This window comes from Erwinia piriflorinigrans CFBP 5888 (genome assembly GCF_001050515.1).
GTDB classification, from domain to species: Bacteria; Pseudomonadota; Gammaproteobacteria; order Enterobacterales; family Enterobacteriaceae; genus Erwinia; species Erwinia piriflorinigrans.
Map to the genome: position 1 here is coordinate 100,035 of NZ_CAHS01000021.1, position 15,509 is coordinate 115,543.

Annotated in this window: 15 protein-coding genes; 2 read left to right on the top strand and 13 right to left on the bottom strand. The window is 53.1% G+C overall.

What is annotated here, in order from left to right; all coding sequences use genetic code 11:
• Positions 1-3: 3 nt before the first annotated feature.
• The 5 genes from EPIR_RS14900 to EPIR_RS14920 form a co-directional block, all read right to left on the bottom strand.
• Positions 4-1,035 carry a hypothetical protein gene (locus tag EPIR_RS14900; protein ID WP_023656303.1) on the bottom strand — a complete coding sequence of 344 codons (1,032 nt, stop codon included), beginning with the start codon at positions 1,033-1,035 and terminating at the stop codon, positions 4-6.
• 75 nt (positions 1,036-1,110) lie between these two features.
• Positions 1,111-1,617 carry a hypothetical protein gene (locus EPIR_RS14905; RefSeq protein WP_048697817.1) on the bottom strand — a complete coding sequence of 169 codons (507 nt, stop codon included), beginning with the start codon at positions 1,615-1,617 and terminating at the stop codon, positions 1,111-1,113.
• Positions 1,618-1,664: 47 nt separating this feature from the next.
• Complete coding sequence (locus EPIR_RS14910; RefSeq protein ID WP_023656305.1) at positions 1,665-4,268, bottom strand: fimbria/pilus outer membrane usher protein; 2,604 nt, start codon at positions 4,266-4,268, stop codon at positions 1,665-1,667.
• Positions 4,269-4,277: 9 nt separating this feature from the next.
• On the bottom strand, positions 4,278-4,988 hold the full coding sequence (locus tag EPIR_RS14915) for a fimbria/pilus periplasmic chaperone (protein WP_023656306.1): 711 nt from the start codon (positions 4,986-4,988) through the stop codon (positions 4,278-4,280).
• Between the two features lie 55 nt (positions 4,989-5,043).
• Entirely contained in the window at positions 5,044-5,634 is a 591-nt protein-coding gene (locus tag EPIR_RS14920; protein WP_023656307.1) for a fimbrial protein, read from the bottom strand.
• 1,156 nt (positions 5,635-6,790) lie between these two features.
• Here EPIR_RS14920 and EPIR_RS14925 point away from each other — a divergent pair.
• The gene (locus EPIR_RS14925; protein ID WP_048697824.1) at positions 6,791-7,414 is read left to right on the top strand and encodes a hypothetical protein; all 624 of its coding nucleotides are present in this window, start codon (positions 6,791-6,793) and stop codon (positions 7,412-7,414) included.
• Positions 7,415-7,565: 151 nt separating this feature from the next.
• A complete protein-coding gene (locus EPIR_RS14930) occupies positions 7,566-8,003 on the top strand; it encodes a bleomycin resistance protein (RefSeq protein WP_023656310.1) in 438 nt (145 codons plus the stop codon).
• 89 nt (positions 8,004-8,092) lie between these two features.
• Here the strand turns inward: EPIR_RS14930 and EPIR_RS14935 are convergent, their stop codons facing one another.
• From EPIR_RS14935 to EPIR_RS14970, 8 genes are all read right to left on the bottom strand, one after another.
• A complete protein-coding gene (locus tag EPIR_RS14935) occupies positions 8,093-8,326 on the bottom strand; it encodes a hypothetical protein (protein WP_048697827.1) in 234 nt (77 codons plus the stop codon).
• 316 nt (positions 8,327-8,642) lie between these two features.
• Complete coding sequence (pqqF, locus tag EPIR_RS14940; RefSeq protein ID WP_023656311.1) at positions 8,643-11,033, bottom strand: pyrroloquinoline quinone biosynthesis protein PqqF; 2,391 nt, start codon at positions 11,031-11,033, stop codon at positions 8,643-8,645.
• 3 nt (positions 11,034-11,036) lie between these two features.
• A complete protein-coding gene (gene pqqE, locus EPIR_RS14945) occupies positions 11,037-12,185 on the bottom strand; it encodes a pyrroloquinoline quinone biosynthesis protein PqqE (RefSeq protein ID WP_023656312.1) in 1,149 nt (382 codons plus the stop codon).
• Positions 12,172-12,453 (bottom strand): pyrroloquinoline quinone biosynthesis peptide chaperone PqqD, encoded by a 282-nt coding sequence (gene pqqD, locus EPIR_RS14950; protein WP_023656313.1) that lies wholly within the window; start codon positions 12,451-12,453, stop codon positions 12,172-12,174. Before pqqD ends, pqqE begins: the two co-directional genes overlap by 14 nt.
• A complete protein-coding gene (gene pqqC, locus EPIR_RS14955) occupies positions 12,450-13,205 on the bottom strand; it encodes a pyrroloquinoline-quinone synthase PqqC (RefSeq protein ID WP_023656314.1) in 756 nt (251 codons plus the stop codon). The genes pqqD and pqqC overlap by 4 nt, the downstream gene beginning before the upstream one ends.
• On the bottom strand, positions 13,202-14,113 hold the full coding sequence (pqqB, locus tag EPIR_RS14960) for a pyrroloquinoline quinone biosynthesis protein PqqB (protein WP_023656315.1): 912 nt from the start codon (positions 14,111-14,113) through the stop codon (positions 13,202-13,204). Before pqqB ends, pqqC begins: the two co-directional genes overlap by 4 nt.
• A gap of 95 nt (positions 14,114-14,208) precedes the next feature.
• Positions 14,209-14,283 (bottom strand): pyrroloquinoline quinone precursor peptide PqqA, encoded by a 75-nt coding sequence (gene pqqA, locus EPIR_RS14965; protein ID WP_004160001.1) that lies wholly within the window; start codon positions 14,281-14,283, stop codon positions 14,209-14,211.
• Positions 14,284-14,454: 171 nt separating this feature from the next.
• Positions 14,455-15,504 carry a dipeptidase gene (locus EPIR_RS14970; protein WP_023656317.1) on the bottom strand — a complete coding sequence of 350 codons (1,050 nt, stop codon included), beginning with the start codon at positions 15,502-15,504 and terminating at the stop codon, positions 14,455-14,457.
• Positions 15,505-15,509: the final 5 nt, after the last annotated feature.

Sequence of the window (15,509 nt, forward strand, 5' to 3'; positions counted from 1 at the left end):
TAATTAATGCGGTTCAAAAGTCAGCAGTATTTTCGCTTCGGATCTTCCACCCGTGATGTTTTTTCCTTTTGTGGTGAGAAAGGTGATATTTTTTTCCCTGCGGGCCTCCCATACATAATATTTCTTACCCATATCGAACTTTTTTCCGTCGATGAAGACGCAGTAATTCAGCGACCCAATATTATCGTTGGCACAACCATCCGCAGAAATTGAAGCAGACGTTATGGTTAACGTTCCCCCTCTGCCACTGTTACACTTCAGCGTTGTACCCAGCATCCCTCCGAGATCGTCGATGATCTCTCCTGCCTTTGTCTTTTGCAGCGTGCTCGCCGCGATCCTGCCTAAATAAAGAGAGTTGGCAATATCAATCGTGCAGGATCTTCCTTCCTCTACGATGAAATCCAGAACCCCATGCACCTGCGCCCCTTGGTACATTTTGACGGTCAGCAAGGTTGTAAATCTAAAGGGCTTATCAGTAGTATTGACAAGCCGCATCATGCCTGATGAGGTCACATTCCCCACGTAGCGAGAAACTGGCATAACTGGCATAGGGCAATCCCTCGCGGGGCTCACCTTCCACCACACTTTTCCCACCGCTTGATACTGAATCAGCCTCTGTATGCAGGTGACCCCATCTAAGATCACCCCATCAGCACGGGTTTTCGAAAATTTGGTTTCGAATGTCAGGTTCATTCCCAGGGTAATGCCAGCGGGGAGCACCAGATCCTGGCCAAGTATAAATTCCTCAATGAGCCCATTTTGGGGGGCTGGCTCGCCCGGCATGACAGTCCATGCAGCGCCGAAGAAAGAAGCCGGGATCGCCCTGTTCTCCATCGCCCCGGTCTTTTGAAGATAAGTCACATCCATTTTACCAAAGTTAAAGTTCAACAATGCCCAGGCACCATTGGCGAGCCCCCCCCAGAGCAGAATACCGGCCAAAAAGTACTGACTTTTGCGCGCCAGAGCACGACCGTAGGTTAAAACAAGTACGGCTGTCGCCCCCGGGCGTGCAGCACTGAATAAAGAGTTGGACATCACGTCTCCTGAAATTTGCCGGTCCGCTAAGCAACACATCGGTTAGGGATGCGCCAGCGCAGCCCCTGCCCCTGATTATTGGGGGGCAATCACCAGGGTCACCCCTCCCTTAACCTCTCCCGCCGTCACCCCGGTATGATTTCCAACCTGTGGGGTCACGGTAAATGTTATTGCACCATCTGCTAAGGTTTTCGTTAACGTGGCTTTACCATCTTTGAAATCAATCACCTTGCTATCCTCCGTGAGGCAAAAACGCATAAAGTCGGCGCTCGTTTTTATACAGGGGGTTGTGGTTGCCGCCATCGGGGTCAGGGTAAGGGAATAATGCTCACTGCCGTAACAGGTTGGCGTCATCTTGAAGTTTTTGGGATGACCAATGGTATCGCCGTCATTTTTACCGACAAAATCGGCTGCCGGAATGGCGTCCAGCGTCACCTCTGTTGCCGACAAGGAGATCGCGCATGATGCGGTGACATTAGCCTTTATATTCACCTGAACGGTATTAGAATCTGCGGCATGCACTGCGGTCGCCAGCCCCATCATCACAAACAACCGTGCGCAAAGATAAAACGGGTATTTCATATCGACTTTCCTTAGTGGCGAGCTATAGAGGCTGGTAACGCGTTCAGCTAGCGGCAAACGAGCTGCATTTGAGCCAGCGGAGCCTGCTGTTGTTCTTGTGGGACACGGTAGCTGAGCGTGCATTGCTGCTGCGCCCCGCGCCCCCATTGGGCTGTTAACTCACCTTCAGGTGCCAGCCCGGCCAGGTAAACCTGCCCCTCGTCACTGACGATACCGCTACTCTCGCCGCTACTCGCCAGCGCGCCAAACGGTACGGGCTTACCGTTGAAGGTGAGCGTAAACAGGGCACGTACGCCGCTACGCGTTTTAAAATCTGCCCGTACCAGCGCACCACGGGTCGGCACAACCTGCATCACCGCACCGTCCAACTCCGTACGGTCGTCCAGCGTACTGACATCCAGCGCCACGCGATTTTCCCGGTAGCCGGATGCCCACGGGCGCACCGTATAGCCGCGCCCGTCGGTCTGTAAACCATTGCCGTTTTCCAGCGCTACACCTGCCGCACCGGGGGCCGCCACCAGAATATTGGTATCACCCAGGGGCTGACTGATTGTCAGTCCATCGCGGTGCAATACCATACTGCCGGCAGCGTCATAGCTCAGCTGGCGATAGTTGCTGCTGCTGCTGTATCCCATGCCGACATCTGCCGAGGCACCGCGATAGCTCAGCCTGGCGCTGCTGCTGCTGTCGCCGCGTGAACGCCCCCGCATCAGGTTCCAGTTCAGGCTGCCTGCGTTAAGCAGGGTTCCGCTCAGACCGACCTGCTGCGATATCGCCCCATCGCTACTGTGACTTTCAGTCATGGTGGCGTAAATGGACGGCGCGCCTGTCGGCAGCCACTGCGATAATGGCAGCGACGCAGAAAAGGAAACTGAACTGTCCGCACGACTCATCCCGACATTGCGGTTCTGGCTCATCGACAGGGTGTAGCTCAGCGGGCCAATGGTACTGCTAAATCCAGCCTGCACAGAGCGCGTCACGCCAGAGCGGTTCCAGAAACTCTGCTGACTGCCGGACAGATACAGCGAGCCGAGCGATCCAATCTGCTGGGAAATACTGGCCTGCAAACGTTGTCTTTTACTGTCATACAGGCTGTAGAAATCTATCTCCCGTGGCGGTAACGGACGGCCCTGCGCATCCAGCTGTACTTCTTCACCGTGCCAGCCGCTCATTCTTTTCAGGGTCGTCTCACCCAGGGTGTAGAAACCCCGGGTGGAGTAGCGATAGCCGGTGAGCTGGAAGGTGGTGCCGAGTGAGTTGAGCGAGCGCGCGTAGAGGAAACGCAAAGACTGCCCCCGGTGCTGGCTGTCGTCACTCAGCGTGCTGTTCGCATGGGTAATATCCGCAGACAGTGCGCCAAGTAACCCCATGTTGACGCCCGCCCCTAGCACCGCAGCACGGTAGCTGTCGGCATACTGCACACCGCCGTAGGTCGTCAGCCCCCAGGGAAGCCCGTGAACGAGGGTTCCCTGCATTACCAGCGGCTGGTTATAGTCCTCGCTGCTGCTGCGATAGCTGCCCGCCGTCAGGTCATAGCGGGTGCGCCCTTGACGCACCAGCACCGGAACCGAAGAGTAAGGCACGCTGAAACGGCGTACGCTGCCGTCCGCTTCAGTCACCGTGACCAGCAGATCGCCACTGGCATACATGGGAAAAAGGTCGCTAATGACAAACTCACCCGCACCCACCGTGGTCTGGTACACTTCATAGCCATTTTGCTTTACGCTGATACGCGCGTTAGAGCCGGCAGTTCCACGTATAATCGGGGCATAGCCGCGCAGACTTTCCGGCAGCATCGAATCATCGCTCGCCAGGCGCGCCCCTCTGAAGGCAAAGGAGTCAAACACATCGCCACTGCTGGTGTCATCGCCCAGCGTCAGCTCACTACGCCACGGGATAATGGCGCGGCTCAACGTTGTCGTGCCGTGCTGCCAACGCCGTTCATTACGGTAACGGCTGCGGTTCTCGCTCCAGTTACGGCGGTCACGCAGCCGCCACGGCCCCAGATTAATACCACTGTTCACATTCAAAAAATGACTGCGGCTGTTGCCATAATGCCCGCGACTGTCAGTACCACTCAGGCTGTAGCTGAGCATGGCGGCGGAGACTCCCTCATCCCAACGCTCGGGCGGAATGTCACCGCGTGCGCTCTTGTACAACGCAATCTGCGGAATACTGACGTTCAGGCGCATGTTGCGAAAATCAAACGCCGTCCACGCCTGCGGAATAAAGCTGCCGGGTGACAGGCAATCCCCTTCATCCTGCCCGGCTGGCAGTGGATAGAGCCGTAGGTTGACCCCAAGCGCACTCATATCGCGACCGGTCAGGCAGGCAATAAGACCGGTAGTATCGCGAACCGGCTCTTCATCCTTTATCCCTGCGCCCTCTTTTTTATCGCCGCCGCGTTGCGCGGATATAAAGCGCAGCCTCTGGCTGGTAGAAAGCGTGCCATTCAGCCAGATTTCTACCTCATAAATACCCGGAAGTTGCATCCCCTGTTTTTCAAAAAGGGAGAGGTCGGCCACCGAGTCCTCATCATCGGCGACCAGCCCCGGCGGGAAATAAAGCTCAGCACGTACGGCAGTCATCAACATCAGCAACATCGTCGCGCCCGCAATGACCTCAGGAAATGTCTGTTGCAACCTGATCACGTCCAGTCCTCAACGCAGATCTGATGAATAAATGGAGACTTCACGGGGCGGAGTGGTGGCACCATAGTCATTAATCGTGCTGTAACTGATACGGTCCCCCTGAACCGCCACGTCCAGGCAAGCATCAGATAGCGGAGAGACCATGACGGGATGAAGCTCCTTTTTACCCACTTTTATATCGGTTAGCGTGAGATAGTAGGGTGTTGGATTGGTGATTTTTAGCTTTCCCTCTGCGCGGCTGAAGTGTAATCGTTGCGGTGCATCGTCCGCAGAAGGGGTCAGCCCGGAAGGGCGCACGAACATTTTGATACGTGTGATCGCCGCCAGCACCAGCGCGTTCTGGTTGGCCATCGCCTCCTTGTCGACCGAAGGGACACCTTTCACATTTAAGTAATACAGGCTTTCCCGATCGACAGGCAGCGAATGACCGCTGAAAATCAGCCGTAACAGGTTCTCATCATTTGGGGCGCTGGTGTAAAGCGGTGGGGTGATAACAAAGTCACGGCTTTTATGTCCATCTGGATTTTCTACCCAAGACTGCACCAAAAAGGTCGATTTGTCCGCCGTGTTACGCACTGACACCGTGAGCTGCTTTGCATCCTGCGGATAGATAACACGCGTGGTGTTAAGCATGATCCCCCCAGCGCTGACGGCGGCTGGCAGCAGGCAGAGTGAGGCGAGCAACAAAAGCCTGCGGTAATTGAAACGTAAAGCTGACATTGGCAAAACCTCAAAAAAAAGTCACCATCACCAGGATGATGACTACACGAACAGGTTATTGGTAATGTACGGTGAAGCTCACATTCGCATTAGCCGCTCCGGGAGTGACTTCGGTTGCCTCGCCCAACGCAATGTACTGCGCCTGGAATTTCATATCGCTGTTACGCGCGTTAATTGACTTGGCCATAGTTGGCTGTTCGCCATCGAGCTGTACTGCCTTCCCATCCTGCAAAATCTGGATACCAATGCCTTTTGCTACCGAGCTATTGGCCTGGGAGCCAACCGGGGCCAGTGCCCTGGCATTTCCTGCCAGGGTATTGCCGCTGAAGGTTACCGAGGCTTTGGAATAAGTATCACTGGCGCAACCAATCAGTTTGATGGCGAAATCAACCGGACTGGAGACGGCGTTTTTATCGCTAATATCTGCGGTACGCAGCTGACCTAGTTCCACCGACTGAGATGCCGAACTGTTATCAATCACGCACGGCGTATTAACGACTGAGCCTTGCAGATGCAGAGTTCCACCTAAGTGGGAAACAGGCGGCTTTGTTTCTGTTACATTATCGGCAGCGACCGCTGGGTTAGAGATAGAGACCACAGCAGATAGCGCGAAAACAGCAGAAAAACGTTTTCTATATGTGTGCATTTTAACTCCCAATTTCCTTTATGGGTTGAAGAATTTCAATAATATTTAAACCAAGAAATACCAAGCCATTTTCCTTTGCAGAAAAAATATTTTCGCTTCACACTTCAGACGCAGATTTTCACAGATATTTTTCACCACCCTCTTTTCTATAAGCGAGCGGAATAGTTGAGCCAAATTATCGTTAACAAAAAAATAACCAGCACTCTTGTTCCCTGTTACACAAAAGAACTATTTGGATAGTCACACAGGTAAAAACACATATTAGCACCCTGCAAATGATAACGTAGTCAGAACAATATTCTTGAGAATAGTCAGCATACAAAAACGGCATATTGCAGCCCATCCTAAACAAGGACAGCCCGGATATTATTCCAACATTAATGAATTAAAAAAATAGGAGACAGCGTCATAAGTAAGTTCACAAAAATTTATCCTTAAAACCATAACATTCAATCCATTTCGACTAAGATAATACTTATATTTATTTAATCTGTAAAATTGTTGTTACCATTCTAATTTAGCAAATTGATAGCCAAAGCCTATCCATAACAAGAAAATGATCGTCACATCCTTTTAAATCTGGAATTATCCGAATTTATACGAGTGGTTGTCGCGCAAAATGGAGTAATGATAATTTCATTCACTCCGGCATAGAAAAATCATTATCGTAATGATTTACATATAGTTTTTTAACACACTCGTCATCATTTCGCTATATCAAAAATGACATAACCCGGATACCACAATATTCTTGTCAGAAATGTGATCCGCACGTTATTTAGAAGATAAAAGATATTCGGAAATAAAAGAAAACTATCGAGTACAAAAAAAGAGACAAAGACCTTATAGCAACTATGTTACCCTCCCGACAGGGCTACTCATCATCTTTTCAATATTTTGATATCGAGTATTTAAATTCGGACATGTACCATTACCTTTCCAGAGCTATTATTTGTCAGGAGTTTCAATAAGCCTGTGCTATTTTCGTTAGCGGCGAAAAACCAAATCGTCCGGTTTTGTCTTGTACCGCAGGCGCGATACCGTTGAGCAACCAGGCGTTAAATAACAGGATGTCATCTTGTTATCACGCTTTTAAAGACAGTTTTTTTACCGGCAATGTAATGCCTTTCTTGAAGAAATGAACATGGAAATCAACATGAAAATCAACACGATTAAGACCCAGCCTTCACCTGCTGCGTCAAAAGGGAATATTCTTATTAGTGAGAATTATTATCTTATATTAGCACTACAGTCTCTTTGCCCAGGCTTAATCCCCATCAACCCCGCCACTCCCGATCATTCTCTTTTTCTCCTCCTGAAAAAAACAGACAGCATTAGAGTGTTTGTTGACAGTAAAATTTGCTCTGCTGGGCATCTTGCACTGCTTGAAAATATCGTTGAAAAAGCGGGCAACGCTGAAATCGCTTGGTTACAGACGGACAGAGTTCCCCCTCCACCACTTAAAAATATTCACAAAATTATAGAGATGGATCAGGAAATAAACGCATTCAAAAAAGTCATTCGCAGCAGAAAGATAAAAGACAGGCACAACGCCTGCACCAGCTACACGTTAACCCGGTCAGAAATCAAATTACTGCCTTTTTTTCTGGAAAAAATAGGCAATAAGCAGCTACCGGAACAGTTTAAACACAAGGAAAAAAATTTGCTCAGTCATCGCGCCAACATCGTTAATAAAACCGGTTTTAGCAGCTTTGCTTTTTTGCAGGCGCTGTACACGAGAAATGGGGAAACCTTCTTGAGAATGTATTTAGCAGCCTGATAAGACGACGGCTTATCATAACGGGGGATAATGAATTCATGCCAAAAGAAGCATAGGATAGCAGGATGCTACTGGTCATAAATCCCCCATCAATAATGGAATAAACCATTGATAAAGGTGTCTGCCAGAAGCGTCATAAGGAGAGACATAAATGATCGATGAGAAACATACTGACTGGAACCGTATGGTGCCGGAGCTGACCGTCAGCGATCTTCCGGCATCCCTGCATTTTTATACTGAAGTGCTTGGCTTTACCGTCATCATCAGACGACATCAGCCTGAATTCGCCTATATTGCACTCGGCGAAGCCCAGCTGATGCTGGAAGCATATCATGATCAGGGCTGGAACACGGCAGAGCTCACCCGGCCGTTCGGGCGCGGCGTTAACTTTCAGATAGAGATTGATGACGTCAATCCGGTTCTCGCCAGTCTGCAAGATCGTCATATTCCTCTGTATCGCCAGTTGCGGGACAATTTTTACCACATTGGAACAGCAGAAGTCTGCCAAAGAGAATTTTTAGTGCAGGACCCGGACGGATACCTTCTGCGCTTTAGTCAGTATATTGAATCCCCGCCCTCCTCATCATAGCTTTTATCTTACGTGGCCATGCTGACTCTGCTGGTCACGCCTTGAGGAGGGGCCGAATGGCTCACCAGGCAACGCCTCACGGGAATAACTTACTGCTTCTTTCCATCATGGGGGATCAATGATTCGAGGAAATCCTTCTGCTTTTCATTGAGATCGAGCCTCTTTAACTTCTCAACCAGCTTGTTCGCATCTTGTTGAGCAGGCTGTGGGAGCTTCTTCTCATTACTGTTTGATGCATACACTAAAGAGATAATGATTAGCGCCCATACTAATAAACAAAAGATGAAGAGAGCTATCCATGTCGTCCTTCGAGTCATTTTCATTTTCCATCCCCAAAAAAATAGGCTCCATTAAGACAAATCTCAAGCTGAAATGGTTCCAAACAGAAACAATAACAGTCATATGCGTTATTTTTAGGGTCTATGGTGACTAAATTTAGAGCAAAACACTAAGTTTGTGATAATTAACAGAATATAAACCCGTTCCAATTCTGCAATAACATCGTTCAGCCTTCGCGTTTTGGTATCTGAGGCCGTGGAGCAAAAAAGCAGGACGTCCTGCAAAGAGACCGGTCAGTTTTTTTATGGACGCAATGTGGGAAAAGTGATGGATAAGTACTTAAGGATCGGCAAACCCCGCTCAAAGATGATTTACCGCCGTACCGATCAGCGTCCAGGCATGGTGACGATCGGCGATCAGGCGCTGATGATAATCTGCCAGCCCGGCGGGAGTCAGGGCCTGTAGGATTGCTTCATCGGGCTGGGGCAACGGTTGTTGTGCGGCCAGCCAGCGCTGGCGGCTTGCCTGCTGAAAATCAGCCGCAGTCTGATGTTGCTGCATCAACAGTGCCATTCCCTTTTCATGCAATGTCTCAACGCTGATATCAGTCAGCGCCTCATTAATGTCGACTAAAAATGAGTCAATATGCGCCGAAAGCTCACTCGTGCTCAGATGAGGAGATTGCAAAGCAAACAAGATCCCCGAACGTCCCGCAGCCTGGTAAAAACGGCAGCTGACCACATAACCAATATTTTGCTCGACGCGCAAACGTTGGAAAAATGCAGGTTGATAAATCAGTGCCAGCAGCTGCCAGGCCATAAGGCATTGCACGCTGTTTTCCACCAACGGGCAGAAGCGTAACAGGGCCGCGTCACGGCCGGTGGTCGCTACCTGATATTCAGGCTGCGGCGTTAACGGCTCTGGCAGCGTCTGATGCGGCGGATTAATGCTGCCGGGGAATGCGCTGAGCAGATGCGACAGAGACTGGCAGAGCGTATCATCACCGCCATCCAGTATCGCCTGCCATGCCAGTCGCGGCAGCCGTTGCTCTGCAGCCTGATAATGCGATGAACGCAACAATGCGGGTAAGGCATTGAGCAGTGTACGCACCGCGATATCGTCGCGCTGCGCCTGCTGTTGCTGCTGGTATTCACGCTCACCCTGCACGATCGTCGCCGGGGTTATTCCGCACAGCTGCTGATTTAGCGATGCCAGTATACGTATCATCAACGCCGGACTGCCGCACAGCTGGATCAGCCAATGCCCCTGCTGACAGCTGACGCTCAGATGCCCCCCCTGATGGAGGCAGTCTGCCATCAACGCCCGCAGACGCGACTGTATAATCACTCCCCACGGGGCAGGAAGATCGTCCAGCGGGCTCAACAGCAGTGCGGCACTGCCCTTACCCGCTCGTTGATGGTTCAACGCCACCGGTGCATCCGGCAAAGGTAGCCGCATATCCGTTTGATTATTTTCAAAAAAAACCAAATTGTCAGCAGGCTGATATGGGTTTATCGCCGCGCGCATTTGCGCCGCACAGTTAATGAAGAACCCCTGTACGCGGCACTGCTGCGCCCGCTGCCGTGGGCTAATCCATAACCGGGCCAGATGCGCCGATAACAGCTGCGCCCGCAGCGTGAACCCGTCGTTTTTCTGCGTCTGCGGGGGGGCAAAACCAAAGGCGCGTTCGCGTAGCCGATCCATCGGTGACAGCATAGCAAACTGGCTACAGGCGAGCTGTGCATAGTGCTGGCACCGATCTGCCGTTAGTGTCGCCAGTCGTTGCAACCAGTGACGCACCCAACCTTCAACCTCTGCCGCCTGATTCTCGTCAACCAGCACCAGTTCAAAGCTGACCAGCGTCTGCAAAGCACTTTGATACGGCAACAGCAGCCGCGCGCCATCGCACAGATTGCGCGCGCGCAGTGTCGCCATCAGGCCACCTGCTGCTTCATCCAACAATAGCTGGCGCAGCAACGTCAGCTCGCCGCCGCGTGGCCGATTCAATAAAAATGAAAGACGCAGGCGCGGCGCGCCCGCCAGTTGCAGGCCGATATCGCGCTGCGATGCGTATTGCAGTAACGGCAGCGCGGGCGGTGGCTGACCGGCTGCCGGAAACGCGCTGCCATACTGCCGGGCCAGCTGCCAGAGCGCTTCGGGCGACTGCGGCCCCTGCAACCACAGCGTGATATTCGCCGCATGATAATAACGTCGATGAAACTGCCGTAACGCCAGGCGCAGTGCCGACCCGTCATCGCTAAAACTCGCGGCGTTACCGATATGAAAACGCTGCCACGGATGCGCGGCAAACGCCGTGCTCTGCGCAGCATCACATAGCGTGTCCTGATGCCCTGCCAGCAGGCGGCACTCGGCATCAATAGTGGCGACTTCCTGGTGGATCGCCTGCTCTGCCAGCAGCGGGGCCAGCAGCATATCGCTCAGACGTGCCAGCGCGGATGCCAGCAGCCGTGGGGCGCATTCGAAGAAAAAGGCCGTGCTGCTGCCCTGCGTGGTGGCATTCAGCCGCCCTCCCAGCGCCGGAAGCCATGCCATCAGCCGTTCGTCATCCTCATAAGCACAACTGCCGGCAAACAGCAGATGTTCCAGCAGATGAGCCAGCCCCGGCCAGTTATCGGGTTCATGATGGCTACCGACATCGACCTGTAGCAGCGCCGAAGCATGCACGGCCTGCGCATCGCTAATCAGCGCAACGCGCAAACCGTTTTCGAGTCTTCGGCGCAGCGGTTCCATTCTTCAGCTCTTAAAAATAAGCTGAGAGTTGACCCGTTCAGAGTTCGCACGGTTGCGGAACTGTAGCTGGTTCACCTGAATGTTGGTGCAGTTGGCCTGTTCACGCGCGGCGAGGATGGTGCCGTGATGTTCTGATTTGCTGCATACCGGATCGGCGTTATCCGCATTGCCGGTCAGCATAAACGCCTGGCAGCGACAGCCGCCGAAGTCTTTCTCTTTTTCATCACAGGAGCGGCACGGTTCCGGCATCCAGTCAAAACCGCGATAGCGGTTAAAGCCAAACGAGTTGAACCAGATATCTTGCAGGCTTTGCTCCAACACCGACGGGAACTGGATCGGTAGCTGGCGTGCGCTGTGGCAAGGCAGCGCAGTCCCTTCCGGCGTCACGCTAAGGAAGATGGCCCCCCAGCCGCCCATACAGCCCTTCGGCCGCTCTTCATAATAGTCCGGGGTGACAAACAGCAAATTAGCCAGATTACCGCTGGCGGCCATCTTCTCACGGTAGCGATGAACGACCGCCTCGGCACGTACCAGCTGGTCACGCGTCGGCAACAGCCCTTCGCGATTAAGCTGCGCCCAGCCGTAAAACTGACAGGTCGCCAGCTCGACGTCATCGGCTTCCAGTTCGATACACAGCTCGATAATGCGGTCGAGCTGGTCGATATTGTGGCGATGCAGCACAAAATTCAGCACCATCGGATAACCGTGAGCCTTCACCGCGCGCGCCATCTCCAGCTTTTGCTGAAACGCCTTTTGCGATCCCGCCAACGCGGCATTCAGGGTTTCATCGCTGGCCTGGAAGCTGATCTGAATATGATCCAGCCCCGCTTCGGCAAACGCGTCGATCTTTTTCTGCGTCAGACCGATCCCCGAGGTGATCAGATTGGTATAGAAACCGAGATCGCGTGCGCTGCGGATCAGTTCGGGCAGATCCTTACGCACCAGCGGTTCACCGCCGGAGAAACCGATCTGTACCGCGCCCATCGCCCGCGCCTGTTTAAAGACATCGATCCATTGAGCGGTGGTCAGCTCTTTTTCCTGCTGGGCAAAGTCGAGCGGATTAGAGCAATACGGGCACTGTAACGGGCAGCGGTAGGTCAGCTCGGCCAGTAGCCATAGCGGCGGTTTGAGGTCAGATTCAGAGAGGTTCACGGAAAATTATCCACTTCTGTTCACGCGCAGCGGCAAAGAAATCGGTGACATCATCATCGACGCCGCCCGCCTCCGGGAAACGGGTATTCAGCGCCAGCACGATCTCCGCCAGCGAACGTTTACCATCCACCAGTTCAAGGATCATCGTTGCGCTGTCGTTGAGTTTCGCCATCCCCTCCGGGTAAAGGATCACATGGCAGTTCTGTACTTCTTCCCATTGCAGGCGGTAGCCCCGGCGGAACAGGGGAATGGTTTGATCGAGGCTCACAGCAGCTTTCCTTTATGCCAGACGGGTTGATCGGTCACGGTGTGGTAAGGCGCACGGTTCAGGCTATAGGCCATCGTCATGGCATCCAGCATGCTCCACAGAATATCCAGCTTAAACTGTAGGATCTCCAGCATACGCTGCTGCTTTTCCACGCTGTTGCAGTACTCCAGCGCCAGCTGTAAGCCATGTTCAACGTCGCGTCGCGCCTGGCCAAGTCGACCACGGAAATAACCGTAACCCTCTTGCTCGATCCACGGGTAGTGCTGCGGCCAGCTGTCGAGACGTGACTGATGAATTTCCGGGGCAAACAGTTCGGTCAGTGAGCTACAGGCGGCTTCCTGCCACACCGCACGCCGGGCAAAGGAGACATAAGCATCAACGGCAAAACGCACGCCGGGCAGTACTCGCTGCTCCGACAGCAGCACATCACGATCGAGGCCGACCGCTTCACCGAGGCGCAGCCAGGCTTCGATGCCGCCTTCACTATCGTCATAACCATCATGGTCAAGAATACGCTGCACCCATTTACGCCGTGTTGCCGCATCCGGGCAGTTGGCCATGATCGCCGCGTCTTTCAGCGGAATACGGGTCTGGTAATAAAAGCGGTTCGCCACCCAGCCTTGGATCTGCTCACGCGTTGCTTCGCCATTATGCATAGCGATATGGTACGGGTGATGAATGTGATAGTAAGCGCCGCGTGCGCGCAGCGCCTGTTCAAACTGATGTTGAGTCATTAATGCCGGTTCGGTCATAGTTCTATGCTCATACCGTCGTAGCTGACCTCAATGCCGCGTGCGGTCAGCGCCTGGCGCTCGGCAGAGGATTCATCAAGGATCGGATTGGTATTATTAATATGGATCAGAATCTTACGCGGAGCAGGCAATTCGCCCAATAGCGTCATCAGCCCACGCTCTTCACCCAGCGCCAGGTGGCCCATATCGCGTCCGGTATTGCGCCCAACGCCGGTATCCGCCAGCTCGTTGTCCTGCCACAGCGTACCGTCAATCAGCAAACAGTCGGCCTGCGACATCAGTTCCAACAGCGGCGCGTCAGGCTCACCTAAACCGGGGGCGTACAGCAACCTGCTGCCGCTGGTGGTATCTTCAATCATCAGTGCGATGTTGTGTCCGGGCAGCGGACGCCCGCGAAAGGGCGAATAGGGCGGCGCGTTGCTCAGGATAGGAATAGCGGTGAACCGCAGCGCCGGGCATACCGCAACGGAAAACGGCTGCGCGGGCTGAATAGCATGATGCACCAGCCCACCGTTCCAGTGCTGCAACATGGTGAAGATCGGAAAACCGCTGGTCAGATCCGCGTGCACCTCTGGTGTGCACCACACCTGGTGCGGGCAGCCTTCACGCAGATTCAGTAACCCGGTGCAGTGATCGATCTGGCTGTCGGTCAGAATAATAGAGCCAATCGCCGAACCACGCAGTACGCCAGGTTGATGAAGCTCCGGGTTAGCCGCAATCTGGTGGCAGATATCGGGAGAGGCGTTGCACAGCACCCAGTCACTGCCGTTATCACTGACCGCAATTGAAGACTGGGTACGTGCCGTGGTGGGAATGCTGCCGTTACGCACGCCTTGGCAATTGCGGCAATAGCAGTTCCATTGCGGGAAACCGCCACCGGCCGCAGAGCCGAGAACTTTGATTTTCATGGGTTAACCGGGAAAGTAAATGAAAAAATGCCTGGGTTTAACCACAGGCATCACCGTTTTAACCAGCATTATTCACGTAGTAATAAAGAGAGCGGTTAACGATTAGAGATATATAAGGTCACTTCCAGGCCCAGACGCATATCGATAAAAGTTGGTTTAGTCCACTGCATGATCGGTTCCTCAGGTGTAAAAAAATAAAAGTCGTCAATATCGTTCAAATTGGCATCGTTACCGATTTTAGTAACGTCACGGGACAGATGTTGCACCGATGGTAAATCGATATCAACCCTGTAGTTTGCGCAGTTTATGCTAATTGTACTATTTGGTTCATATATAAGCGGTTATTTTCCCCACGTTTTTCGCAGTATTCGTAGCCAGTTGGTGCGGCATAACTTTTCCAGCAGCGCTTCGCGATAACCTGCACTGCGTAATGCGGCCAGCAGCCTGGGCAATCCGCTGACATCACCGATATCATCCGCAAGGCTAACGCCATCAAAGTCGGAGCCGAAGGCAACGCCATCTTCTCCCAGCTTTTCCAACAGATAATCCAGGTGCTGAACCATCACGCTTAACGGCATATCGCCCCCGCGCTGGCCGTCACGACGCAGAAACGCAGTGCCGAAGTTCAGGCCCACCAGCCCGCCACTATCCGCAATCGCCGCCAGCTGGCTGTCAGTCAGGTTACGCGGCTGCGGGCACAGGGCATGCACGTTAGAATGGCTGGCCACCAGCGGCGCATCGCTCAGCCTGGCGGTATCCAGGAAAGCCTTTTGATTCATATGTGAAACATCGATCATCAGCCGACGCTGGTTGCAGAGGCGGATCAGCTGTTTCCCGGCCGTGGTCAGACCCTCACCGGTATCAGGCGAACCGGGGAACCGGCCATTGACGCCAAAACCAAAGCGATTGGGAAGATTCCAGAACGGCCCGATGCTGCGCAGTCCGGCGTCCACCCAGCGCTCGAGCTGGCTAAAATCGCCATCCAGCGCTTCTGCCCCTTCGATATGCATCACCATCGCCAACACGCCGCTGGCAATACATTGCTCAATTTCGCTGGCGCTGCGGCAGATTTTTGCCTGCCCATTCGACTGCGATGCCAGCTGTTGCAGGATGGCTATCTGGCTTTCAGTGATTGCCAGCGCATCATGACGAAGCGCTTCCTGCTGTGGGTCTCGTCCGTGAAACTTCGCCACGTACTCCGATGGCGGCACAAATACGGCAAAAAGCCCACCGGCAAAACCCCCCTGCCGCATGCGGTGAAAATCGAGATGACCGCCCAGACGCTGATGAAAAAAAGCATCGGCGGGTTTTTGCGGATGATGCAGCCACAGATGCAGCAGGAGATCGTTATGTCCATCGAGGATCGGGGTAAGCGGAGATGAATCGGTCATCAGGT

Coding starts and splice junctions, on each gene's coding strand:
- EPIR_RS14900 (WP_023656303.1), bottom strand. CDS start 1,035: ATGTCCAACTCTTTATTCAGTGCTGCACGCCCGGGGGCGACAGCCGTA.
- EPIR_RS14905 (WP_048697817.1), bottom strand. CDS start 1,617: ATGAAATACCCGTTTTATCTTTGCGCACGGTTGTTTGTGATGATGGGG.
- EPIR_RS14915 (WP_023656306.1), bottom strand. CDS start 4,988: ATGTCAGCTTTACGTTTCAATTACCGCAGGCTTTTGTTGCTCGCCTCA.
- EPIR_RS14920 (WP_023656307.1), bottom strand. CDS start 5,634: ATGCACACATATAGAAAACGTTTTTCTGCTGTTTTCGCGCTATCTGCT.
- EPIR_RS14925 (WP_048697824.1), top strand. CDS start 6,791: ATGAAAATCAACACGATTAAGACCCAGCCTTCACCTGCTGCGTCAAAA.
- EPIR_RS14930 (WP_023656310.1), top strand. CDS start 7,566: ATGATCGATGAGAAACATACTGACTGGAACCGTATGGTGCCGGAGCTG.
- EPIR_RS14935 (WP_048697827.1), bottom strand. CDS start 8,326: ATGAAAATGACTCGAAGGACGACATGGATAGCTCTCTTCATCTTTTGT.
- pqqF (WP_023656311.1), bottom strand. CDS start 11,033: ATGGAACCGCTGCGCCGAAGACTCGAAAACGGTTTGCGCGTTGCGCTG.
- pqqC (WP_023656314.1), bottom strand. CDS start 13,205: ATGACCGAACCGGCATTAATGACTCAACATCAGTTTGAACAGGCGCTG.
- pqqB (WP_023656315.1), bottom strand. CDS start 14,113: ATGAAAATCAAAGTTCTCGGCTCTGCGGCCGGTGGCGGTTTCCCGCAA.
- EPIR_RS14970 (WP_023656317.1), bottom strand. CDS start 15,504: ATGACCGATTCATCTCCGCTTACCCCGATCCTCGATGGACATAACGAT.